The organism is Citrobacter sp. RHBSTW-01044, from assembly GCF_013781945.1.
Classification (GTDB): Bacteria; Pseudomonadota; Gammaproteobacteria; order Enterobacterales; family Enterobacteriaceae; genus Citrobacter; species Citrobacter braakii.
The window spans coordinates 1,578,339-1,601,583 of record NZ_CP056180.1; the positions used below are offsets into that span (position 1 = coordinate 1,578,339).

At 53.9% G+C, this 23,245-nt stretch carries 23 protein-coding genes; 13 read left to right on the top strand and 10 right to left on the bottom strand.

Annotation, left to right across the window (positions count from 1 at the left end; translation table 11 throughout):
• Positions 1-21 precede the first annotated feature (21 nt).
• The 7 genes from menF (at position 22) to pmrD (ending at position 7,444) form a co-directional block, all read left to right on the top strand.
• On the top strand, positions 22-1,320 hold the full coding sequence (menF, locus tag HV352_RS07650; protein WP_029139611.1) for an isochorismate synthase MenF: 1,299 nt from the start codon (positions 22-24) through the stop codon (positions 1,318-1,320).
• Between the two features lie 84 nt (positions 1,321-1,404).
• Positions 1,405-3,075 carry a 2-succinyl-5-enolpyruvyl-6-hydroxy-3-cyclohexene-1-carboxylic-acid synthase gene (menD, locus tag HV352_RS07655; RefSeq protein ID WP_019077287.1) on the top strand — a complete coding sequence of 557 codons (1,671 nt, stop codon included), beginning with the start codon at positions 1,405-1,407 and terminating at the stop codon, positions 3,073-3,075.
• Positions 3,072-3,830, top strand: coding sequence for a 2-succinyl-6-hydroxy-2,4-cyclohexadiene-1-carboxylate synthase (gene menH, locus HV352_RS07660; protein ID WP_019077286.1), 759 nt, complete (start codon positions 3,072-3,074; stop codon positions 3,828-3,830). The genes menD and menH overlap by 4 nt, the downstream gene beginning before the upstream one ends.
• Before the next feature lie 14 nt (positions 3,831-3,844).
• The gene (gene menB, locus HV352_RS07665; RefSeq protein ID WP_019077285.1) at positions 3,845-4,702 is read left to right on the top strand and encodes a 1,4-dihydroxy-2-naphthoyl-CoA synthase; all 858 of its coding nucleotides are present in this window, start codon (positions 3,845-3,847) and stop codon (positions 4,700-4,702) included.
• The gene (gene menC / locus HV352_RS07670; RefSeq protein ID WP_019077284.1) at positions 4,702-5,664 is read left to right on the top strand and encodes an o-succinylbenzoate synthase; all 963 of its coding nucleotides are present in this window, start codon (positions 4,702-4,704) and stop codon (positions 5,662-5,664) included. The genes menB and menC overlap by 1 nt, the downstream gene beginning before the upstream one ends.
• The gene (menE, locus tag HV352_RS07675) at positions 5,661-7,085 is read left to right on the top strand and encodes an o-succinylbenzoate--CoA ligase (RefSeq protein WP_019077283.1); all 1,425 of its coding nucleotides are present in this window, start codon (positions 5,661-5,663) and stop codon (positions 7,083-7,085) included. Before menC ends, menE begins: the two co-directional genes overlap by 4 nt.
• 95 nt (positions 7,086-7,180) lie before the next feature.
• Positions 7,181-7,444, top strand: a complete 264-nt coding sequence (gene pmrD, locus HV352_RS07680; protein ID WP_181635316.1) for a signal transduction protein PmrD — start codon at positions 7,181-7,183, stop codon at positions 7,442-7,444.
• A gap of 2 nt (positions 7,445-7,446) precedes the next feature.
• Here the strand turns inward: pmrD and arnF are convergent, their stop codons facing one another.
• From arnF to nudI, 8 genes are all read right to left on the bottom strand, one after another.
• Positions 7,447-7,833 (bottom strand): 4-amino-4-deoxy-L-arabinose-phosphoundecaprenol flippase subunit ArnF, encoded by a 387-nt coding sequence (arnF, locus tag HV352_RS07685; RefSeq protein ID WP_016153820.1) that lies wholly within the window; start codon positions 7,831-7,833, stop codon positions 7,447-7,449.
• Positions 7,833-8,168 (bottom strand): 4-amino-4-deoxy-L-arabinose-phosphoundecaprenol flippase subunit ArnE, encoded by a 336-nt coding sequence (gene arnE / locus HV352_RS07690; protein WP_016153819.1) that lies wholly within the window; start codon positions 8,166-8,168, stop codon positions 7,833-7,835. Before arnE ends, arnF begins: the two co-directional genes overlap by 1 nt.
• Positions 8,165-9,823: a lipid IV(A) 4-amino-4-deoxy-L-arabinosyltransferase gene (arnT, locus tag HV352_RS07695; protein WP_019077281.1), complete on the bottom strand. Its 1,659-nt coding sequence runs from the start codon at positions 9,821-9,823 to the stop codon at positions 8,165-8,167. Before arnT ends, arnE begins: the two co-directional genes overlap by 4 nt.
• Positions 9,820-10,722, bottom strand: a complete 903-nt coding sequence (arnD, locus tag HV352_RS07700) for a 4-deoxy-4-formamido-L-arabinose-phosphoundecaprenol deformylase (protein WP_019077280.1) — start codon at positions 10,720-10,722, stop codon at positions 9,820-9,822. Before arnD ends, arnT begins: the two co-directional genes overlap by 4 nt.
• Positions 10,719-12,701, bottom strand: a complete 1,983-nt coding sequence (arnA, locus tag HV352_RS07705; RefSeq protein WP_019077279.1) for a bifunctional UDP-4-amino-4-deoxy-L-arabinose formyltransferase/UDP-glucuronic acid oxidase ArnA — start codon at positions 12,699-12,701, stop codon at positions 10,719-10,721. Before arnA ends, arnD begins: the two co-directional genes overlap by 4 nt.
• On the bottom strand, positions 12,698-13,681 hold the full coding sequence (arnC, locus tag HV352_RS07710) for an undecaprenyl-phosphate 4-deoxy-4-formamido-L-arabinose transferase (protein WP_049268972.1): 984 nt from the start codon (positions 13,679-13,681) through the stop codon (positions 12,698-12,700). The genes arnA and arnC overlap by 4 nt, the downstream gene beginning before the upstream one ends.
• Positions 13,682-13,683: 2 nt before the next feature.
• Positions 13,684-14,823 carry a UDP-4-amino-4-deoxy-L-arabinose aminotransferase gene (arnB, locus tag HV352_RS07715; RefSeq protein ID WP_109017491.1) on the bottom strand — a complete coding sequence of 380 codons (1,140 nt, stop codon included), beginning with the start codon at positions 14,821-14,823 and terminating at the stop codon, positions 13,684-13,686.
• Between the two features lie 291 nt (positions 14,824-15,114).
• The gene (gene nudI / locus HV352_RS07720; protein ID WP_016153813.1) at positions 15,115-15,540 is read right to left on the bottom strand and encodes a nucleoside triphosphatase NudI; all 426 of its coding nucleotides are present in this window, start codon (positions 15,538-15,540) and stop codon (positions 15,115-15,117) included.
• Positions 15,541-15,858: 318 nt separating this feature from the next.
• Between nudI and HV352_RS07725 the strand changes: the two genes are divergently transcribed.
• The 6 genes from HV352_RS07725 to yfaU all read left to right on the top strand — a co-directional run bounded on the left by HV352_RS07725 (position 15,859) and on the right by yfaU (position 22,078).
• Positions 15,859-16,401 (top strand): YfaZ family outer membrane protein, encoded by a 543-nt coding sequence (locus HV352_RS07725; protein WP_016153812.1) that lies wholly within the window; start codon positions 15,859-15,861, stop codon positions 16,399-16,401.
• Between the two features lie 79 nt (positions 16,402-16,480).
• Complete coding sequence (locus HV352_RS07730) at positions 16,481-17,683, top strand: nicotinamide mononucleotide deamidase-related protein YfaY (protein ID WP_115190386.1); 1,203 nt, start codon at positions 16,481-16,483, stop codon at positions 17,681-17,683.
• A gap of 218 nt (positions 17,684-17,901) precedes the next feature.
• Positions 17,902-18,684 (top strand): IclR family transcriptional regulator, encoded by a 783-nt coding sequence (locus HV352_RS07735; RefSeq protein ID WP_016153810.1) that lies wholly within the window; start codon positions 17,902-17,904, stop codon positions 18,682-18,684.
• 13 nt (positions 18,685-18,697) lie between these two features.
• Positions 18,698-19,903, top strand: a complete 1,206-nt coding sequence (rhmD, locus tag HV352_RS07740; protein ID WP_016153809.1) for an L-rhamnonate dehydratase — start codon at positions 18,698-18,700, stop codon at positions 19,901-19,903.
• Positions 19,904-19,959: 56 nt separating this feature from the next.
• Entirely contained in the window at positions 19,960-21,249 is a 1,290-nt protein-coding gene (locus HV352_RS07745; RefSeq protein ID WP_016153808.1) for an MFS transporter, read from the top strand.
• 25 nt (positions 21,250-21,274) lie between these two features.
• Positions 21,275-22,078: a 2-keto-3-deoxy-L-rhamnonate aldolase gene (yfaU, locus tag HV352_RS07750; RefSeq protein WP_049268981.1), complete on the top strand. Its 804-nt coding sequence runs from the start codon at positions 21,275-21,277 to the stop codon at positions 22,076-22,078.
• Between the two features lie 235 nt (positions 22,079-22,313).
• Here the strand turns inward: yfaU and HV352_RS07755 are convergent, their stop codons facing one another.
• Both HV352_RS07755 and HV352_RS07760 read right to left on the bottom strand, forming a co-directional pair.
• Entirely contained in the window at positions 22,314-22,595 is a 282-nt protein-coding gene (locus tag HV352_RS07755; RefSeq protein ID WP_019077272.1) for a helix-turn-helix transcriptional regulator, read from the bottom strand.
• Positions 22,576-22,905, bottom strand: coding sequence for a type II toxin-antitoxin system RelE/ParE family toxin (locus tag HV352_RS07760; RefSeq protein WP_019077271.1), 330 nt, complete (start codon positions 22,903-22,905; stop codon positions 22,576-22,578). Before HV352_RS07760 ends, HV352_RS07755 begins: the two co-directional genes overlap by 20 nt.
• Positions 22,906-23,245 lie beyond the last annotated feature (340 nt).

Genomic DNA, 23,245 nt, shown 5'->3' on the forward strand with positions numbered 1-23,245 from the left:
TTTTAACAGGGAGAGGTCCGCGTGCATTCAATTACTACTGCGCTGGAAAGTCTGATGCGTCATTTGTCGCAAGAGATACCAGCAGCACCTGGAATTCGTATTTACGATATCCCTTTCCCACTGAATGATGCGTTTGACGCTTTAGGATGGCTGGCCAGTCAACCTGTCTGGCCCCAGTTTTACTGGCAACAGCGTAATGGCGATGAAGAAGCCGCCGTACTGGGCGCTGTTGCTACATTTTCCTCGCTCGAATTAGCCCAGCATTTTTTACATCAGCATAATGATAATCCTGACCTGCGTATCTGGGGCCTGAATGCCTTTGAGCCTCAGCGCGGCCATTTGTTATTGCCACGGCTGGAGTGGCGACGTTGCGCCGGGGTGGCGAGCTTACGCTTACATCTTTTTAGCGACGTGTCGCTGCGTGAAGACGCCGCGCAGGCGGTGGCGTTTATCTCATCGCTCGCCAACGTAAAGCCGCTGCCCGCATTGCGTCTGCGTTTGACGGGAGAACAGAACTGGCCGGATAAAACTGGCTGGACAGACCTGATAAAGCTCGCCACGCAAACGATCAATAGGGAACAGCTCGATAAGGTCGTGCTGGCGCGGGCGACCGATTTACAGTTTTCTCAGTCGGTTAACGCCGCGGCCGTGATGGCTTCCAGTCGTCGTCTAAACCTGAACTGCTACCATTTCTTTATGGCGTTCTCCGCAAAGTGTGCGTTTCTTGGTTCTTCCCCTGAACGGCTGTATCGGCGGCGTGACACGGCGCTGCGCACCGAGGCGCTGGCGGGAACCGTTGCCAACCACCCTGAGGATCATCGGGCCTGGCAGTTGGGGGAATGGCTAATGAAAGATGATAAAAACCAGCGCGAGAATATGCTGGTGGTCGAAGATATTTGCCAGCGTCTGCAAGGCTGTACGCAAACTCTTGATGTGCTGCCGCCGCAGGTGCTTAGACTGCGCAAAGTGCAGCACCTGCGCCGCTGTATCTGGACGGAACTGAATCAGGCTGATGATACGCTTTGTCTGATGCAGCTCCAGCCCACGGCGGCAGTCGCAGGTATTCCGCGTGAGCTGGCGCGTGAATTTATCCAACATAATGAACCGTTTGAACGCGAGTGGTATGCCGGTTCTGCGGGTTACCTTTCTCTGTGCCAAAGCGAGTTTTGCGTGTCATTACGGTCGGCGAAAATTAGTGAAAATGTGATACGCCTGTATGCCGGGGCAGGGATCGTGCGTGGTTCAGATCCTGAACAGGAATGGCAAGAAATAGACAATAAAGCGGCAGGACTGCGCACTTTATTACAGATGGAAGGGTAATGAGTTGTATATTACCGACTCATATCAAAAATCCATTTATTCGATTCTTTATACTGTGTCGCAATATTGATACCGGACAATCTCATGTCAGTAAGCGCATTTAACCGACGCTGGGCGGCGGTCATTCTGGAAGCACTCACTCGCCACGGCGTCAGGCATGTCTGCATTGCCCCTGGCTCTCGTTCTACACCGTTGACTCTGGCGGCTGCGGAAAACCCCGCTTTTATTCACCATACTCATTTTGATGAGCGTGGCCTTGGGCATCTGGCCTTAGGTCTGGCAAAAGTCAGCCGGCAGCCTGTCGCTGTGATTGTGACGTCCGGTACGGCGGTGGCAAATTTGTATCCCGCGTTGATTGAAGCGGGCCTGACCGGTGAAAAGCTGATTCTACTCACGGCTGACAGACCTCCTGAGCTTATCGACTGCGGCGCTAACCAGGCGATTCGTCAGGCCGGAATGTTTGCCTCGCATCCATCGCAAACGCTCTCTTTACCGCGCCCGACTCAGAACATTCCGGCTAGTTGGCTGGTATCCACCATTGATAACGCCTTAGCTGCGCTGCATAGCGGGGCGGTTCATATCAATTGCCCATTTGCGGAACCGCTGTATGGCGACATGGACGAAACGGGGATTGACTGGCAGCAGCGCCTTGGCGACTGGTGGCAGGATGATAAACCCTGGCTGCGTGAGTCGCGTCGGCTGGAAAGCGACAAACAGCGTGACTGGTTTTTCTGGCGACAAAAACGCGGCGTTGTTGTTGCAGGCCGCATGAGCGCGGAAGAGGGCAAAAAGGTTGCGCAGTGGGCGCAGATGCTAGGCTGGCCGCTGATTGGCGATGTTCTGTCGCAAACCGGACAACCTTTGCCGTGCGCCGACCTGTGGCTGGGGAATGCGAAAGCGGTCACTGAATTACAGCAGGCGCAGATTGTGGTGCAGCTTGGCAGTAGCCTGACCGGAAAACGGCTCCTGCAGTGGCAGGCCAGCTGTGATCCGCAGGAATACTGGATTGTCGATAATATCGAAGGCCGCCTTGATCCGGCTCACCATCGTGGGCGCAGGCTGGTAGCGACGGTTGGCGACTGGCTGGAGCTGCATCCGGCGGAGAAACGTCAGCCCTGGTGCGTGGAGATCCCACGCCTGGCGCAACTGGCCTGGCAGGCGGTAGAAGCCCGTCGTGACGCGTTTGGTGAAGCGCAATTAGCCCACCGTATCCGCGAATACTTACCGGAGCAGGGGCAACTGTTCGTGGGCAACAGTCTGGTGGTGCGCCTGATCGATGCGCTGTCGCAGCTTCCGGCGGGTTACCCGGTCTATAGCAACCGTGGCGCGAGCGGCATTGACGGCCTGCTGTCAACGGCAGCAGGCGTACAGCGTGCCAGCGCGAAATCGACGCTGGCTATCGTCGGCGATTTATCTGCGCTGTATGACCTCAATGCGCTGGCGTTATTGCGCCAGGTTTCCGCGCCGTTTGTCCTGATAGTGGTCAATAATAACGGCGGGCAAATTTTTTCCCTGTTGCCGACGCCAGCAAGCGAACGCGAACGATTCTACCTGATGCCGCAGAACGTGCATTTTGAGCATGCTGCCGCCATGTTTAACCTTAAATACCAGCGCCCGGAAAACTGGGAGCAACTGGAGCGCGCGCTGACTAACGCCTGGCGTACTCCGGCGGCAACGGTGATTGAGCTGGTGGTAAACGAAACTGATGGGGCGCAAACCCTGCAGCAACTGCTGGCGCAGGTAAGCCATCTATGATCCTGCACGCGCAGGCGAAAGTGGGCCAGACGGGATTTCCCTGGCTGGTTTTCCTGCACGGTTTTTCCGGTGATTGTCGGGAATGGCAGACGGTTGGCGAAGCGTTTAAGAATTATTCGCGGCTGTATATCGACCTGCCGGGACACGGTGGATCCGCTGACATCAGCGTGAGCGGATTCGACGACGTAAGCGCTTTGCTGCGTAACACGTTGCTTAGTTACAACATACTTAAATACTGGTTGGTAGGTTACTCTCTTGGCGGCAGAGTCGCGATGATGGCGGCTTGTCAGGAGATGCCAGGACTGTGCGGTCTGGTGGTTGAAGGTGGACATCCAGGCTTGCAAAGTGAGGAGGCGCGCGTTCAGCGTCGCCTCTCTGATGGTCGCTGGGCTGCGCGTTTTCGCGCTGAGCCGTTGTGCGAGGTGTTTATTGACTGGTATCAACAGCCAGTTTTTTCCTCGCTGAATGCGGCGCAAAGAGAAGCGCTGGTCGCACTGCGTAGCCAGAATAACGGGCATACGCTGGCGGCGATGCTGGAGGCCACCTCGCTAGCCGTACAACCTGATTTACGTGCGCAACTCACTATGCGCACATTTCCGTTTTATTATTTATGTGGTGAACGTGACGATAAATTCCGCGCTCTGGCGGCGGAAATATCCGTACCAAGCCATGTGATTCGTAATGCCGGACACAACGCGCATCGGGACAATCCCGCTGGCGTGGTGGACTGTCTGGCTCAGATTCTGCATCGCTGACTATAGGACATTTTATGATCTATCCTGATGAAACAATGCTTTACGCACCGATAGAATGGCACGATTGCTCTGAAGGCTACACCGACATTCTCTACGAGAAATCCACCGACGGTATCGCAAAAATCACCATTAATCGTCCGCAGGTACGCAATGCCTTCCGTCCGGTCACCGTGAAAGAGATGATCCAGGCGCTGGCGGATGCTCGCTATGATGACAACATTGGCGTGATTATTTTGACCGGTGCTGGCGACAAAGCGTTCTGCGCAGGTGGCGATCAGAAAGTGCGCGGTGACTACGGCGGATACCAGGATGATTCCGGTGTGCATCACCTGAACGTACTGGACTTCCAGCGCCAGATTCGTACCTGTCCGAAGCCAGTAGTGGCGATGGTTGCAGGCTTTTCCATCGGCGGCGGCCATGTGCTGCACATGATGTGTGACCTGACCATTGCGGCTGAAAACGCCATCTTCGGCCAGACCGGTCCGAAAGTCGGTTCCTTCGATGGCGGTTGGGGTGCCTCTTACATGGCGCGTATTGTCGGTCAGAAAAAAGCGCGTGAAATCTGGTTCCTGTGCCGTCAGTACGATGCGAAGCAAGCGCTGGATATGGGCCTGGTAAACACCGTGGTTCCGCTGGCCGATCTGGAAAAAGAGACCGTACGCTGGTGTCGCGAAATGCTGCAAAACAGCCCGATGGCGTTGCGCTGCCTGAAAGCTGCACTGAACGCCGACTGCGATGGTCAGGCTGGTCTGCAAGAGCTGGCGGGTAACGCCACCATGCTGTTTTACATGACGGAAGAAGGTCAGGAAGGCCGTAACGCCTTTAACCAGAAACGTCAGCCGGATTTCAGCAAATTTAAACGGAATCCGTAATGCGTAGCGCGCAGGTATACCGCTGGCAGATCCCCATGGACGCGGGGGTGATTCTGCGCGACAGGCGGTTAAAAACGCGTGACGGGCTGTACGTTCGCCTTTGTGACGGCGAGCGCGAAGGGTGGGGAGAGATCTCCCCGCTGCCGGGCTTCAGTCAGGAGAGCTGGGAAGAGGCGCAAACCGAGCTGCTGGCCTGGGTCAACGGCTGGCTACAGGGGGATTCTTCCTTACCGCAGCTGCCTTCGGTCGCCTTTGGCGCAAGCTGTGCGCTGGCCGAACTGGCTGGCGTATTGCCAGAAGACGCAGACTACCGTGCAGCACCGCTGTGTACGGGTGATCCTGATGATCTGGTACTGCAACTGGCTGACATGCCGGGTGAAAAAGTAGCGAAGATCAAGGTCGGACTGTATGAAGCGGTTCGTGACGGTATGGTCGCCAACCTGCTGCTTGAGGCTATCCCGGAGCTGCATTTGCGACTTGACGCCAACCGAGCCTGGACGCCGTTGAAAGCCCAGCAGTTCGCGAAGTACGTTAATCCAGAGTACCGCGGGCGCATCGCTTTTCTCGAAGAGCCATGCAAAACCCGCGATGACTCTCGTGCTTTTGCGCGTGAAACCGGCATTGCCATTGCCTGGGATGAAAGCTTGCGTGAAGCGGATTTCATTTTCGAAGCCGAAGAGGGCGTCAAGGCAGTGGTTATCAAACCTACGCTGACGGGCAGTCTCGATAAAGTGCGAGAACAGGTGGAGGCGGCGCATGCACTTGGTCTCACCGCTGTTATTAGTTCGTCGATCGAGTCGAGCCTGGGCTTAACCCAACTGGCGCGAATTGCCGCCTGGCTGACGCCGCAGACCATTCCGGGGCTGGATACCCTGAGCCTGATGCAGTGCCAGCAGGTACGCACCTGGCCGGGTAGCGCATTGCCGTGTATCGATGTTGATGCGCTGGAACGCCTGCTATGACCCAGCGGGAAATGCCCGATAGCGTAAGCATATCGGGCCTGGTACAACCCGATGACTGGCCGTGGCGTCACTGGCGACAGGTTCGTGCAGAGGTGCCTGCTCTACGCCTCAACGATGAAGTATTAAGCTGGAGCGAGCTTTGCACGCGCGTTGACCATCTGGCCAGCGGTTTTGCCGCTCAGGGCGTGGAAGAGGGAGATGGCGTCCTGCTTCGCGCCTGGAATCATCCACGTGCTTTGCTGGCCTGGCTGGCATTGCTGCAATGTGGGGCGCGGGTTTTACCTGTTAACCCACAGCTGCCTCAATCGCTGCTTGACGCGCTGGTCCCGGACTTAACGCTGCGTTTTGCGATGGATCTGGAGACCGCTAATGTTCTCACGGGACTCCATCCGTTGCAGATGCAGGCAGTGCCAGGCAAGCATGCCGCCGCGTGGTTACCCCAGCGTTTGAGTACGATGACGTTAACCTCAGGTTCTACCGGATTGCCAAAGGCAGCGGTGCATACCTGTCAGGCTCATCTGGCAAGCGCGCAGGGCGTGCTGTCATTAATGCCGTTTGACGCTGAAGATGACTGGCTGCTCTCGCTGCCGCTGTTTCATGTTTCCGGCCAGGGTATTTTGTGGCGTTGGTTGTTTGCCGGGGCACGAATGACCGTGCGCGACAAGCAACCATTGGAGCAAATGCTGGCTGGATGCACTCATGCTTCGCTGGTGCCCACGCAGCTGTGGCGCCTGCTGGTCAACAAAACGGCGGTAACGCTCAAAGCAGTGCTCCTGGGTGGCGCGGCAATTCCTGTTGAATTGACGGAACAGGCGCGCGAGCAAAGGATTCGCTGCTGGTGCGGTTACGGTTTAACGGAGTTTGCTTCTACGGTCTGTGCGAAAGAAGCGGATGGCCTGGCGGATGTGGGGTCGCCCCTGGCAGGCAGAGAAGTCAGAATCGTTGGTGGTGAAGTCTGGCTGCGTGCCGCCAGCATGGCACAAGGTTACTGGCGTAACGGGCAGCTGATTCCTTTAGTAAATGCGGAAGGCTGGTTTGCCACCCGCGATCGCGGGGTGTTGAAGGACGGCAAGTTAACCATTGTCGGTCGGATGGACAATCTGTTCTTTAGCGGCGGGGAAGGCATACAGCCGGAAGAGGTGGAACGCGTGATTGCTGCGCATCCGCATGTTCTGCAAGCCTTCATTGTGCCGATAGAAGACAAAGAGTTTGGTCATCGCCCGGTGGCGGTCGTTGAGTATGACACCAATGCGGGTGACACAAATCTGGCAGAGTGGGTGAAAGATAAGCTGGCCCGCTTTCAGCAACCGGTATGCTGGCTGACATTGCCACCCGAACTAAAATCCGGAGGGATTAAAATCTCTCGTCGTGCGCTGTCAGATTGGGTAAGTGCTTCATTGTTAAAATTAAGCAAACAGTAATTACATTTCTCACTTTCACCATTAAGTCGCTATTGTCATTTTGTTTATCTGCTAAAGTGTAACCTGTTGTGAAATCTTTTAACAAAAGGTGCGCTATGGAATGGCATGTGAAGAAGTCTTGCTGTCACAAAAAAGCAGGCAGGCTCTATATCGTACTTTGTGATAGCGGCGGTTCGCTAAAGATGCTGGCTGAGGCGCAATCTTCCGAGTGGGTTAAGCCCGGAGACCCCCTTTCACCGCTGAAAGATGCACTGTATTGCATTAATCGCGATACCTCACGGTTAATCAAAATAGTTGATGCCAGACAGTACATGTGCGACGAATGGGAACGCCTGTTACGACTGTCTGAAGATAAATAATCTCAGGGTTGGCGCTGGTGTGAAGGTAAAAAAATCGTCAGTAGCCCTGCCATGATGCACAGCACACCGGCGAGCGCTTTCGCTGAAAATATTCCCTGCCAGCCGGGCAGGATCATTGATGCAACCCACACCAGTACATAGCTCAGGCTGAGCAGGGCATACGCTTTGCTCAGTGCGAGCTGGTGCAGCGCTTTATGCCAGCAAATCACCGACAGTAAATACCCTGCCAGTCCGGCATACAGAGCAAACGCGCCAACGCTAAGAGAGAATACGGCAGAAATGAATTGCTGCGGCTGCAGCATTGGCGGCAGATTATCCATCGCAAAGCCGAGACTCAACTGGGCGGCTGAAGTGATAATAACGCTGCATAATCCCCAAAAGATGCCCATTACACCGCACTCCCAAGAATAAAGATGCCGGTGATGATTAACCCCACTCCCAGCCAGTGGCGCGGGGTGACGGGTTCGCGCCAGATTTTCCAGGCAGCCAGAGTCACCCATACAAAATTAAGACTCAGCATGGGGTAGGCGATGCCGACCGGAATGTTCTGCAGCACCGCCAGCCATAGCAGCATGGCCAGACCGAGACTTGCCAGAGCAAGCCCAATCCATAGCGTAATGTGGCGTTTTCGCGCTCGAACGGGAACGGGTCGCGACGCCTGCTTCTGACATAACTGACCGCAGACGCTGAGCAGGCTGGCGAGAACTAAGGCTATCCAGATCATTTCGGCCGATACTGAATCAGGACCAGACGCCCCTGATTATCGATATAGTCAGCGGGAGGGATAGCAAGTCGATTAATATCTTCATCCTTATCGACTGAAAGCACGAGCGTAATGTTTCCTTGCTGACGATGTTGCGCTAACCACTCGGCAAAGTTCCCCCGACCGACAAAACGCCCCTGGGCATCCGGGTAGTTAAGGCCATATTTTAACTCGCCCGTTTGTCCGTACATTATGATGTCGTCACGCTTCAGGCTCCAGGCCAGCCCCGCGGCGACGCCAACGCTGTCGGTGAGAATATAACGGCTCGACTCCAGCGACTCTTTGGTCATCTCGACAAAAAATTGTGGCTGTTTAGATTCCATCACCCGGTCAGGAATGGAGAAGCCAAACAACAGTGCCAGGCCTAATGGACACAGCGCTGCGAACGTCCAGTTCTTCTCGCGGTTATTTAGCGTATACCAGCCAAAGAGTGTCCAGATGATAAAAATGCCCCACGCACAAAACACCTTATACGTTTCGATATGCGACCAGACCGGCGTCTTTAATGGACCCAGTGTAGAAACAATAAACGTGGCGACAATGCCGGTTACACCGAACAGAACGTTGATCCAGCCATTCACGCGCAGCGCGGTTGCGCCTTTTTCCGCGGCCTGCAGGCCGAAACGCGCCGTCAATATTGCCAGCGGCGCGAAGCAGGAAAGAATATAGGTCGGCAGTTTTCCTTTCGCGATGCTGAAAAACAGGATTGGCATGATAATCCAGCTTAACAGGTACAGTGCGCTGCGCGGAACATCCCGTTCACGCCAGCCCGTACGCAGCGCGCCGGGGAGCAGCCCGAGCCACGGTAATGCGCCAGCCACCAAGACCGGAATGTAGTACCAGACGGGGGCCTTATGTTGGGCATCCTCTTGCGCGAAGCGTTGAATATGTTCGACCCAGAAGAAGTAATGCCAGAAATCCGGCTCACGCCGGGCAATCGCTATTCCCCAAGGCAGCACAGTCACGATGCAACCGACTACTGCCAGCAGACCGTAGATAATGAGATCTTTCCAGCGCTTTTGTACGAAAACCCACGGCAGTACGCTGAGCACAGGAACGGCGAGTGCCAGGAAACCCTTGGTCATCACGCCCATGCCGCAGGTTAACCCTAACAGCAGAAAGGCGGTAATTTTGCGCGTTCTGCTGGTGGCTTGCATCCCCTCCCAAAAGCAGCACATGCCCGCCATTAGCCAGAGCGCAATGATAGGATCAAGTACCGCGTAGGTACCGATGCTGTAAACCGAAAAAAACGTTAAAAAGATAACCGAAGAGAGTACGGCGGTGCGCTTATCCCGCCACAACCGCATGGCAAGCCAGGCTACCATTAGCGCCGTCAGCAAAGTGGCAAAAATGGCTCCTGCTCTGACGCCGAAATTATTGGCGCCAAACAGCCATTGCCCGATGCTGTTTAACCAGTATCCGGCAATCGGTTTTTCAAAATACCGCAGCCCTAAAAAGTGCGGAACGATCCCATCGCCAGAGGTCAGCATTTCCCGACTGATTTCGGCATAGCGCGTTTCATCAGGTTGCCACAGCAGGCGACTGTTGATGGGGAGAATAAAATACAGCGCAATAAAAGCGATAAATGCCAGGGTGTAGCGGACAGTAAGTTTCATCTTGTCACACTCACTGGTTGTTGGCGGCCGACCCATCCCTCTCTGCCGGGTATTTTGCCACGCACGATCTGCCCTGTTGGCAGCGAACTAACATCGTCCGGTAACAGGTCGCCGAGCGGGCAAAATGTTATCCCCATGTCTGCGGCGCGAGTAAGCAGCTCGTCAAAATTCTGCTGAAAGGCGATGCCTTCAACTTCCGCATGAATGGTATACACCGGTGTTCCTCTGCTCATCTGGATGTGGGAGAGAATGTAAGCGTTGAAGTCCACTGCCTGGACTTCCTGACCAACCACTTCATCCCAGGTGGGTAGCGTGACGGGAATTTGCGGCGTACCTGTTTTCCCGGACGTCAGCACCGGACGGAATAACGACGTTCCCCGACAGTCGCTGTTATAACGCAGATGGAACGTTTCTTTGGCGTGGACGACGCGATCGTCGGCACGCCATCCGGCAACGGCAGAGCAGGTGACGGGTTGTCCGATAAGAGTTTCAAGGGCCGTGATGCCTCGTGAAATATCATCAATCAGCTGTTTGTCATTCCAGTTTCCGCTTCGCGCCTGCCAGGCATGGTGATCCCAGGCATGCAGACCGGTTTCATGAAGCAGGGCGGTTTGCGCAATGATCGCCGCGTTGGCCTGGCCGATCTCTTTTCCCGGCCAGGCGGTTCCCGCCAGCAATATATCCCATCCGTAAAGTGATGCGGCGTTTGAGCGCAGCATCTTCCACAGAAATTGTGGTTTCACAAGACGCCAGAGATGGCGTCCCATGTTGTCCGGTCCAACGCTAAAGAAAAAACTTGCCCGCACGTTATGTCGGTTCAATGTCTCCAGCAGGCGGGGTACGCCTTCGCGCGTCCCCCTGAAAGTATCGACATCTATGCGCAAGCCGACTTGGGTCATGATGTGTGTTCCGTGATATTCACACTGCGTAAGAAGAAGTCCAGCGTCTCTTCTACCGTTTCCTGCATCTCAATGGTGGGCTCCCAGTTCAGGCAGCGTTTCGCATTGCGGATGTTGGGCTTACGATGTTCAACGTCTTGATAACCTTTACCATAGTAGCTGCTGCTTTCGACGTCACGGAAACCGGCAAACGGCGGGAAGTGGTTACGCAATGGATGTTTTTCAAAGCAGGTAAGCAGCATTTCTGCCAGTTCCTGAATACTCGCTTCGTTCTGCGGATTACCGATGTTGATAATCTCACCGTCGCAGCGTCCGCCTTCGTTTTCAATGATGCGGTACAGGGCTTCGATACCATCCCGAATGTCGGTAAAGCAGCGTTTTTGCTTGCCGCCTTCAATCAGCTTAATCGGTGAACCTTCCACCAGATTGAGGATCAGTTGGGTAATGGCGCGTGAGCTGCCGATACGCGCGGCGTTAAGGCTGTCCAGACGCGGTCCCATCCAGTTAAATGGCCGGAACAGGGTGAAACGCAATCCCTCTTTTTCGCCGTATGCCCAGATTACGCGGTCCAACAACTGCTTGGAAACGGAGTAGATCCAGCGTGGTTTATTCACCGGACCGACGATCAGATTTGAGCTGTCCTCATCGAAGACTTTGTCGGTACACATGCCGTAGACTTCGGACGTTGACGGGAAAATGATGCGCTTACGGTATTTCACGCAGTAGCGAATGATTTTCAGGTTCTCTTCAAAATCGAGCTCAAATACGCGCAGCGGGTTGCGGGTATATTCGATTGGCGTTGCGATCGCCACCAGCGGCAGCACGACGTCGCATTTTTTAACATGGTATTCAATCCATTCGGAGTGAATGCTGATGTCGCCTTCGACGAAGTGGAATCGCGGATGCTGCAGAAAACGCCCAATGGCGTCACTGCCAATATCGAGACCATACACTTCGTAATGATCTTCTTGCAGCAGGCGTTCGGTCAGATGGTTACCAATGAAGCCATTAACGCCGAGGATCAGCACGCGTGTACGACGTTTAGTGGTGGCAACCGACTGGCTGTTCAGGCGGGAGCCTGGAACCAGGCCCAAAACCTGAGCCAGTTGCGAGCCTTGCATTGCAATACCATCGCCAGCTTGTCCGGTAATAATTTCCAGGGCGCCATCGCCACAGGCGATCAGCAAAGGAGAAACGGAGATGACGGTACCCGGTTGGGTCGCTGAGTCATTTACGCAAACGCGCGATGACCAGACGGTGAACTTTTGTGTACCGACATAGCTAAATGCGCCCGGCCACGGATCGCTGACGGCGCGGACCTGGTTATGCAACTCTGCGGCAGGTGTGTTCCAGTCGAGGAAGCTATCTTCCGGTGTACGGCGACCAAAACAGGTAGCATCTGCTTCCTGTTGGGGGCGTTCTGCATAATCCCCGGTTTTAATCGCGGGCAGTGCCTGTTCCAGCAGGTGACGCGCAGCCTGGCACAATTTATGGTGCAGCGTTAACGCCACGTCATCCGGCGAAATAGCGACGCGCTGCTGGGCAATAATGGCACCAGCATCCGCGCGTTTGACCATGCGGTGAAGCGTGACGCCGGTTTCGGTTTCGCCATTGACCAATACCCAGTTCAGCGGCGCGCGACCACGGTATTTCGGCAGCAACGAACCGTGCAGATTAAAAGCCCCCGCAGGCGCAAGACTGAGGATCTCATCACTCAGTAAATGACGATAGTAGAACGAGAAGATAACATCCGGTGCCAGTTGGCTAATGCGTTCAATCCACAAGGGATGATTGACCTCGTCCGGGGCGTAAACCGGAATTCCGGCGCTGGCGGCAAGGCGGGAAACCGAACCAAAAAATGCTTTTTCGCCCGGATTATCGGTGTGCGTAAAAATGGCAGCGATTTCATAACCGGCATCCAACAAAGCCTGGACACCCTGACATCCCATATCGTGATAGGCAAATACGATGGCTTTCATGCGCGGTTTTCCTCGGTTGGCTGCGTGGTTTGTGGGCGGATAACGTGTTGAACAAAATAGCGGGGGCGGGCGCGGACATCGTTATAGATGCGACCGATATATTCGCCGAGTAAACCCATGCCAATAAACTGTGCGCCGATAAAGGTAAACAGGACGGCAAACAGCATGAATACCCCTTCCGCGGCCCACTGTGGACCGAGCGTCAGACGCAGAACCACAAGCAGGATAGACAAGATAAAGCCAGTGGCGGCGATTACGCTGCCCAACAGGCTCAACATACGAAGTGGCGTTGTGGTCAGACAGGTCACCAGGTCATACATCAGGTTGATCAGACGCATAAAGCTGTATTTGGAGTCACCAAATTCTCGCTCTGCATGGTGTACCGGGATTTCCGTAGCACGCCGGGCAAAAATGTTGGCCAGAATCGGGATAAAGGTGCTGCGCTCCTGGCAATGCAGCATGGCATCGACGATGTGGCGGCGATAAGCGCGTAACATGCAACCGTAGTCGCCCATCGCTTTACCGGTGGTGCGCTGAATCAGATGGTTAATCATTCGCGAGGCGGTCTTACGAAATACGCTGTCCTGACGGTTCTGACGTACCGTGCCGACCACATCGAAGCCTTCATCTGCGGTGGCGACCAGCCGTGGGATCTCCTCCGGCGGGTTTTGCAAATCGGCATCCAGTGTGATGATCACGTCGCCGGTGACATGACTGAAACCGGCCATAATCGCCGAGTGTTGCCCGTAATTGCGATTCAATAAAATAGAAACAATATGACTGTTCGGTGCCTGGGAAGCGTCCATCATCAGCTGAGCGGAATGGTCGCTGCTGCCGTCATCAATTAGCAGAATTTCATAGTCTTTGCCCAATTTTTCGCAGGCAGCGCTGGTACGTCTGATTAACTCTGGCAAGCTTTCCTGTTCATTAAAAACGGGAATGACCACCGAGACTTTTTTGATCGGTGCTGCTTCAAACATGGTTATTGTCCTGCAATCTCGCGAAGTGCCGTAATTACCCGCTGGGTGTCATCGGCGGTCATGTCGGGGAATAACGGCAGTGAGCAAATGCGCGCGCTATTCCATTCTGTATTGGGGAGCGAAAGGGTAGTGAAGCGTTCGCGGTAATATTTTTGCGTATGGGCCGCACGAAAATGCAGACCGGTGCCGATATTTTTGGCCTTTAACGCCTCCATTAAGGCATCTCTGCTCAGACCGCAGCGGGCTTCGTCAACGCGAATGATGAACAGGTGCCAGGCGTGAACGTGCGCCCACTGGGGCAGACTCAGTGGTTGAAATGGCGTATCGGCCAGCGCCTGTTGATACTCGCAGGCAATTTGCGCCCGGCGTGAGTTCAGGTGTTCCAGTTTATTTAGTTGTACCAACGCAATGGCGGCGTTGATATCCGTGAGGTTGTACTTGTACCCTGGCGCAAGAACTTCGGCCTGCGGCGCCCGGCCATAGGTTTGTCGATCAAAGGCATCAACGCCCAGACCGTGAAACTTCAGGCTGCGAAGCCGTTGGGCAAGCTGGCTGTCGTCGGTAACGATCAACCCGCCTTCGGCGCAGGTAATATTTTTGATGGCGTGAAACGAGAATATTGCCGTGCCGCGCGCGCCGACATGACGACCTTTATACAACGTCCCTACGGCGTGGGCCGCATCTTCTATAATCGGAATGCCATAGCGTTCGCCAATGGCATAAATCGCGTCCAGGTCGGCGGGGGCGCCTGCGTAATGTACCGGAATAATGGCTTTGGTTCGCGGGGTGATGGCGGCCTCAATTTGCTCCGGTGTGACCATGAGCGTATCGCGGTCGACGTCGATCATGACTGGCGTCGCACCCAGCAGGACAATCATGTTGAGGGTAGAAACCCACGTCATTGACGGTGTAATGACCTCATCGCCTGCACCGATGTCCAGCGCCATCAGCGTGATGTGCATACCTGCCGTAGCGGAGCAGACGGCGACGGCGTGTTGATTTCCCGTGAGCTGGCAGAAGGCTTCTTCCAGCTGTTGATTTTTCGGGCCGGTGGTTATCCATCCAGAGTCCAGAACCGTCTTCACAGCAGCAAGTTCTTCAGCCCCCATTGCCGGGCGAGAGAAAGGCAAAAAGTCAGACATCATTATTCCTTCAAGCCATTTAACGCCACCGACGTTTTATTTTTAGTGATAAACAGGGGCGTCGTTAATTATTTCATCAGGCTTCAAAGGGTAATGACGGAAGGTTAATTTATCCTTAAGAGTTTAAGGTTTGGGAAAGAGAGAGGAATAGCGTGTTTTTTATTTATCTTAATGAAAAAAAGATCATGTAGGTTCTTGAGTAGTTTGGGCGACATTGCTGTTATCTGCAGACTGATGAGCGCAATGCCGCTATTAAGAATGCTAATTATATGCCGTTATTAAAATGATGATTTACAGTAACCCTTTCAAGGTTAACGTTTTACGCGTGGCGATATTTAAATCGTAGGAGCCGAGATCTTCCGCTTTAACCCAGGCGAATGCCTGGAATTCTTCGTTAATCTTCACTTCACGATTAGCCGCCACACAATCGAAGATGAGATAAATCATATAAATCTCTTCCTGACTGCCATCGGCGTATGTTTTGGTGCGAACATCGTCACTGAAGGTCCATGGCGTAATATCTGATAACACCAGTTGTTCGCCCAGCTCTTCTCTTACTTCACGGCGCAAAGCTTCTTCAATACGTTCACCCGGTTCAACGCCGCCGCCAGAAAGCGCCCACTGACCGGGGAACACACCGCGGTCGTCAGCCATTTTGCACAGTAAATAACAGCCATCGTTTTGAATTAATGGGCAAACAATTGTTCTTTGGCGCATAAGTCGAATCCTTGTAGGGGGAGGTATAGAAAATTCCATCGTGCACGCATCTTACCTTTTGCTGGCGGTAGAAAAAACGCTTCATCGACGAATAACGTTGCTTTGGCAGGGAAAACAGGATGTGTGTTGAAAATGGCGTTCTGCTGCCCTCAGTGGCGTAATTGCTACAAGAATTTAACCTTATCTAAATCTTGTGAGTAGTATTTGCTTACAATATGTTATTGCATCGCTTTTTTAGTGCATTGATTCCTCGTGATCTGACAGTACAATTCACCGGTTTTGGGGCTATGTTTTGATTCTTGCTGGAAAGGATAGAAAATGAAAAAAAGTTTAATGTTGGGTTTTGCCGGAATGCTGTTTGTTTCCGCGTCGGCGAGCGCGATTAGCATCAGCGGCCAGGCTGGCGAAGACTACACCAACCTGGGGTTCGGTATGGGTACTGAGACCACCGGTCTGGCCGTCAGCGGTAACTGGATGCATAACGATGACGACGGCGATGCGGCCGGTCTGGGACTGGGTCTGAATATTCCTCTCGGTCCGCTGCTGGCAACGGTCGGTGGGAAAGGCATTTATACTAACCCGAATGATGGTGACGAGGGTTACGCGGCGGCGGTCGGTGGCGGTTTGCAGTGGCCGATTGGCGACAGCCTCCGCCTGTTTGGTGAGTATTATTACTCTCCCGATTCTCTTTCCAGCGGTATCGACAGCTATGAAGAAGCGAATGCAGGTGCGCGTCTGACCATTATGCGTCCGCTGAGCATTGAAGCCGGTTATCGCTACCTGAACCTGGCAGGCAAAGACGGTAACCGCGATAACGCGATTGCTGACGGCCCGTACGTTGGGGTTAACGCGAGTTTCTGATTTTTCCGGCGCGGCGTTCAGTCGCGCCTTCCCCCCTCCATGCGTTATAGTGTTTTCATCATAAAAGCAGGAGAACACGATGTTAAACGTGGAGATGCTATCCACCGGGGATGAAGTGTTGCACGGACAAATCGTCGACACGAATGCCGCCTGGCTGGCCGATTTTTTCTTTAATCAGGGGTTACCGCTAACCCGTCGCAACACGGTAGGCGACAATCTTGATGATTTGGTCGCCGTTTTGCGTGAGCGTAGCGAACATGCCGATGTACTGATCGTTAACGGCGGTCTGGGACCAACCAGCGATGATTTGAGCGCGCTGGCGGCGGCCACGGCAAAAGGTGAAGGGCTGGTGCTGCATGAAGCATGGCTCGACGAGATGGCGCGTTATTTCCGCGATCGTGGACGCGTGATGGCACCGAGTAACCGCAAACAGGCTGAGTTACCTGCCAGTGCGGAATTCATCAATAATCCGGTAGGAACCGCGTGTGGGTTTGCCCTGAAGCTTAACCGCTGCCTGATGTTCTTTACCCCAGGAGTGCCATCAGAATTTAAAGTTATGGTTGAGCATGAGATCCTGCCGCGTTTGCGTGAGCGTTTTTCGCTGTCTCAACCCCCGCTATGCCTGCGATTAACCACCTTTGGTCGTTCTGAAAGCGAGCTGGCGCAGAGCCTGGATCCGCTGCAATTGCCTCCGGGAGTGACAATGGGCTACCGCTCGTCAATGCCGATTATCGAACTGAAGCTGACCGGGCCGGATTCCCAACGGGAAGCGATGCTGGCGCTGTGGCCAGAAGTGAAGCGGGTTGCCGGGCAGAATATGATTTTCGAAGGTACGGAAGGTTTACCCGCGCAAATCGCCCGCACGTTGCAGGAACGGCAATACAGCCTGACGCTAAGCGAACAATTCACCGGCGGTCTGGTGGCGCTGCAGCTTTCGCGCGTGAATGCTCCGCTGTTGGCGAGCGAAGTGGTTCCGCCCCAGGAAGAAACGCTGGCGCAAACGGCACACTGGATAACCGAACGACGCGGCAACCATTATGCCGGGCTGGCGCTGGCGGTATCGGCTTTCGAAAACGAACATATTAACTTTGCGCTGGCAACGCCTGATGGAACACATGCCTTACGCGTACGGCTGAACGCTAATCGTTATAGTTTGTCGGTGCGTCAGGAAGTGTGTGCAATGATGGCGCTCAATATGCTGCGCCGTTGGCTCAACGGGCAGGATATTGCCAGCGAACACGGTTGGATAGAAGTGGTTGAATCCCTGACGCTGCCTTCCTGACTTGCACTCTCTCACGCGCTTGTTATGGGAAGGCATTCTGGCCTTCCCGTTATCAGTCCAACCTGTTGTACTCTCTGTAAAAAAATCCGTGCGTTAGTTCACAATTATGCTCGTTTTTTCTCCAGCCAGCTGGAAGAACGAGAGGATTTGATGCGCTTCACAATTTTAACCCCCTTAACCTACCACACTGATTCCAGTATCTCAGACTGGAGTCCAGTATGTTGGAATCAAGCAAAGTTCCCGCGCTCACCAGGGCGATCGAAATACTCAATCTCATTGCGCGTATCGGCCCATGTAGCGCCGCCACCATCATAGAGGCGCTGGGTATTCCAAAAAGCACCGCGTACCTGTTACTTAACGAACTGAAGCGTCAGCGCTTTATTAGCATTGATCATCAGGAAAATTACTGCCTGTGGACCAAGCTGGTTGAGCTGTCCGGGCATGCGCTGAGCAAGATGGATTTACGTGAACTGGCGCGTCCCCGGCTGACACAGCTGATGGATGAGACAGGGTTACTTTGCCATCTCGGGATCATCGACCACGAAAGCGCGTATTACATTCTGAAAGTGGAATCGTCATCCACTATCAGCGTGCGCTCCCACGAAGGGAAAAGTCTTTCGCTCTATCGCTCGGGTATCGGCAAATGCCTGCTGGCCTGGCAACCGGCAGCCGCACGAAAAGCCATTATTGAACAGCTGATATGGGAACAGGCAACGCCGACCACTATCACCAGGCCACAGCAGTTGAATGACGAGCTGGAGCGTATTCGACAGCGTGGATGGAGCTTTGATAATGGCGAAGATTATCCCGATGTTCGCTGCGTCGCAGCGCCTGTTTTTAACGCTAACAATGAACTGACCGCCGCGATTTCAGTCGTCGGCACTCGTCTGCAAATTAACGAAGAGAACCGTGATTATCTGGCCGGTAAAGCGATTGCCTGCGCCAGAGATATTTCACGCCTGTTGGGATGGAAAAGTCCCTTCGACTCACTCGCTTCATAAAAAGGAGAACACCATGACCCTACCTAAAATTAAACATGTTCGTGCCTGGTTTACCGGTGGCGCTACGGCGGATAAAGGCGCTGGCGGCGGCGACTATCACGATCAGGGGGCTAACCACTGGATTGACGATCATATCGCCACGCCAATGAGCAAATATCGTGAATATGAGCAATCGCGCCAGTCCTTTGGCATCAACGTATTAGGAACACTGATTGTTGAAGTGGAAGCTGAAAACGGACAGACCGGTTTTGCTGTTTCCACAGCAGGGGAGATGGGGTGCTTTATTGTGGAAAAGCATCTCAATCGTTTTATTGAAGGGAAATGCGTCAGTGATATCAAACTCATTCACGATCAGATGCTGGGCGCAACGATGTACTACTCCGGCTCCGGCGGTCTGGTGATGAACACCATCTCGTGCGTGGATCTGGCGCTGTGGGATCTGTTTGGCAAGGTGGTGGGTTTACCGGTCTACAAACTATTGGGTGGCGCGGTACGCGACGAAATTCAATTCTACGCGACCGGAGCGCGCCCTGATCTGGCGAAAGAAATGGGCTTTATTGGCGGCAAAATGCCGACCCACTGGGGGCCGCACGACGGGGATGCAGGGATCCGCAAAGATGCGGCAATGGTAGCCGACATGCGTGAGAAATGCGGTCCGGATTTCTGGTTGATGCTCGATTGCTGGATGAGTCAGGACGTGAACTATGCCACCAAACTGGCCCATGCCTGCGCACCGTCTAATCTGAAGTGGATCGAAGAGTGTCTGCCGCCGCAGCAGTATGAAGGTTATCGCGAGCTGAAACGTAACGCCCCGGCGGGGATGATGGTTACCAGCGGTGAACACCACGGGACGCTGCAGTCCTTCCGCACGCTCTCAGAAACCGGCATCGATATCATGCAGCCGGATGTGGGCTGGTGCGGTGGGTTAACCACGCTGGTGGAAATTGCCGCTATTGCTAAATCGCGCGGACAGCTGGTGGTGCCACATGGTTCCTCGGTTTACTCGCACCATGCGGTGATCACGTTCACCAATACCCCGTTCAGCGAGTTTTTGATGACCAGCCCGGATTGTTCAACGATGCGTCCACAGTTTGATCCGATCCTTCTGGACGAACCGGTACCCGTCAATGGCCGCATTCATAAGTCGGTGCTCGACAAACCAGGATTTGGCGTCGAGCTTAACCGCGACTGCAATCTGAAGCGCCCTTATAGCCACTAATGACCAGTGCGTTGCCAATGCCACGGCAACGCCCTCATTTTTTTGAGGATCTTGCTATGAGTACCACGTTACTTGATGGTGTGGTGAAGAAAAACCGCGCCCGTTTGATTCCCTTTATGCTGGCGCTGTATGTGCTGGCGTTTCTTGACCGCTCGAACATCGGTTTTGCCAAAGAGACCTATCAGATTGATACCGGTCTGAGCAACGAAGCTTATGCGTTGGGCGCGGGGATTTTCTTTGTGGTTTATGCCTTTCTGGGGGTTCCTGCCAACCTGTTGATGCGTAAATTTGGTGCCAGAACCTGGATTGGTACCACCACGTTGCTGTGGGGATTCCTCTCTGCGGCGATGGCATGGGCGGATACTGAATCGAAATTTCTGATTATCCGTACTCTGCTGGGGGCGGCAGAGGCGGGCTTCTTCCCCGGTATGATCTACCTGACGTCCCAGTGGTTCCCCCAGCGTAACCGCGCCAGCATCATGGGGCTGTTCTACATGGGGGCGCCGCTGGCGTTAACCCTGGGATCGCCGCTTTCCGGTGCGCTGTTGGAGATGCACGGGTTTATGGGGCATCCAGGGTGGTTCTGGATGTTCGTTATCGAAGGTTTACTGGCGGTAGGCGCGGGCATTTTCACCTTCTTCTGGCTGGATGATACCCCGCAGCAGGCGCGTTTCCTGAGCGCGGAGGAAAAGGCTGTGCTCATTAGCCAGTTGACAAGTGAAGAGGAAAAAAAGGTTACTTCACGCCTGTCGGATGCGCTGCGTAATGGCCGTGTCTGGCAACTGGCGATTATCTATCTGACGATCCAGGTGGCGGTGTATGGCCTGATCTTCTTCCTGCCAACTCAGGTTGCTGCGTTGTTAGGGACAAAAGTGGGCTTTACGGCTTCGGTCGTGGCGGCAATACCGTGGGTGGCGGCGCTGTTTGGTACCTGGCTTATTCCCCGCTACTCCGATCGCACTGGCGACCGGCGTAATGTTGCCGCGCTGACGCTGCTGGCGGCAGGAATCGGCATTGGCCTTTCCGGGCTGGTTTCACCGGTACTGGCGATTGTGGCGCTCTGCGTCGCGGCGGTCGGTTTCATTGCGGTACAGCCAGTGTTCTGGACGATGCCAACGCAACTTCTTTCCGGGACTGCTCTGGCGGCGGGGATCGGCTTCGTCAACCTGTTTGGTGCCGTCGGCGGCTTTATTGCTCCCATTCTGCGCGTCAAAGCCGAAACGGTGTTTGCCAGCGATGCGGCGGGCCTGCTGGTCCTCGCGGGCGTCGCGATTATTGGCTCGCTAATCATCTTTACGCTGAGTGTGAACCGTTCAGTTTCACAAGCAGGCGCTGCGCATCATTAATCTTATCTACGTTGTAAGGATCGTTATGAACGCATTGTTATCAAATCCCTTCAAAGAAGGATTACGCAAAGGGGAAGTCCAGGTCGGCCTGTGGCTTAGTTCGACCACCTCTTACATGGCGGAGATTGCCGCGACGTCGGGCTATGACTGGCTGCTGATTGATGGAGAACACGCGCCGAACACGGTGCAGGATCTTTACCATCAGTTGCAGGCGATTGCGCCTTATGCCAGCCAGCCTGTGGTTCGCCCGGTGGAAGGCAGTAAAGCGTTGATCAAGCAGGTGCTGGATATTGGCGCGCAGACGCTGCTTGTCCCGATGGTCGATAGCGCAGAGCAGGCGCTTCAGGTGGTTTCCGCGACTCGTTATCCACCGCTCGGCGAGCGTGGTGTCGGCGCCAGCGTGGCACGGGCGGCGCGCTGGGGGCGTATCGACAATTATATGGCCCAGGCTAATGAATCACTCTGCCTGCTGGTACAGGTCGAAAGCAAAGCGGCACTGGATAATCTGGATGCCATTCTGGACGTTGACGGTATTGACGGTGTCTTTATTGGTCCGGCGGATCTTTCTGCGTCGTTAGGCTACCCGGATAATGCCGGACACCCGGAAGTGCAGCGGATCATTGAGCAAAGCATTCGCCGTATCCGCGCAGCCGGAAAAGCAGCCGGTTTCCTCGCTGTTGACCCAGCAATGGCGCAGAAATGTCTGCAATGGGGAGCAAATTTTGTCGCGGTAGGCGTGGATACCATGCTTTATACCGAAGCGCTGGATCGCAGGCTGGCAATGTTTAAGCCAGACCAGAGTACGCAAAAGTTGAAAAGCAGTTATTAATATCGGGCCCGATGGTGTAGCGCCATCGGGCCTGAAATAGCTCCTAATGGTGATGTTCTGTCACGTCGTCAGATACCATCGTGATATCCACCAGCGGAAACTGATATGAAGTTGACAGATGAAGCTTGAGTTCCCGTGCGCCGTCTGATTTTGATTAACTCACATAATATTCTTACCACGAAATATGCACGGAGATGATTTTCTCCAACAGACCGGCTCCGGAGTAACGGGTTAATCAATACAGGGCGATGACTGGTTTTTTGATGCCGCAGGCGTAGGCGTAGCGAGTCAATGTCTCAATACTGGCTTTGGTAATGTTATTTTCAAGGCGGGAAATAACCGGAGGCGTCACCCCCATACGTTCGGCAACCTGAGCTTTTGTCAGGTTGTTATGCCTCCGCCATTCTGCAAGCAGTTCTCTAAGCATCTCTTTACGTTCTTCTTCCCGCCATGCAGCACGAAACTCATCATTCTGCATCCATTCGTTATGCAGTTCTTTATGGCTTACCAGTTTCATTAAGCACCTCCGCTAACCGATTTTTGGCGAGTTCGATTTCTTTTGCTGACGTTTTCTGTGATTTCTTGATGAAAACGCGGAGCATGATGATAGTGTTGCCTTTATGGTATAGCCAGATACCTCTGGCTATATCAGTACCCATCGTGCGGATCTCAAAAAGTCCATCGCCAAGAGGTTTCGTATCCGGCTCCCGCAACAACTGGGCGTTATGTTCCAGCTTACCAATGAGCCGGTCAAACTTAACCCGAATTTTTACGGGTAATGCAGTTGCTTCTGCCCTGGCCTCAGGGTGATAAACAACGCTAAACATATGGCTGCCCACTCCAAATAAATGTTAGCTCATAGGCTAATTCATAACCATTCAAAATTAACCTGAAGGCTAATATATTTGACGATTGCCGCAGCAATCTGGTTACAGCCTGTCAGTATTGGTTTTGTGTGCTTCACATAATTATTCTCAGGATAAGAAACCATCTTTTAAAAACCGCATCGTACGGTGTTGATGTTGCTGATTTAGCCATGGTAGTCCGTCACCAGAGGGAGAAGATGGTGTGACGATACCTACAAATGAAGCGGGGTGCATTTGAGGAATTGATTTTTTGCGTGGAGGAGTCAGAGGTAAATACGTCCGGTTGCAACGTATTCAGTTA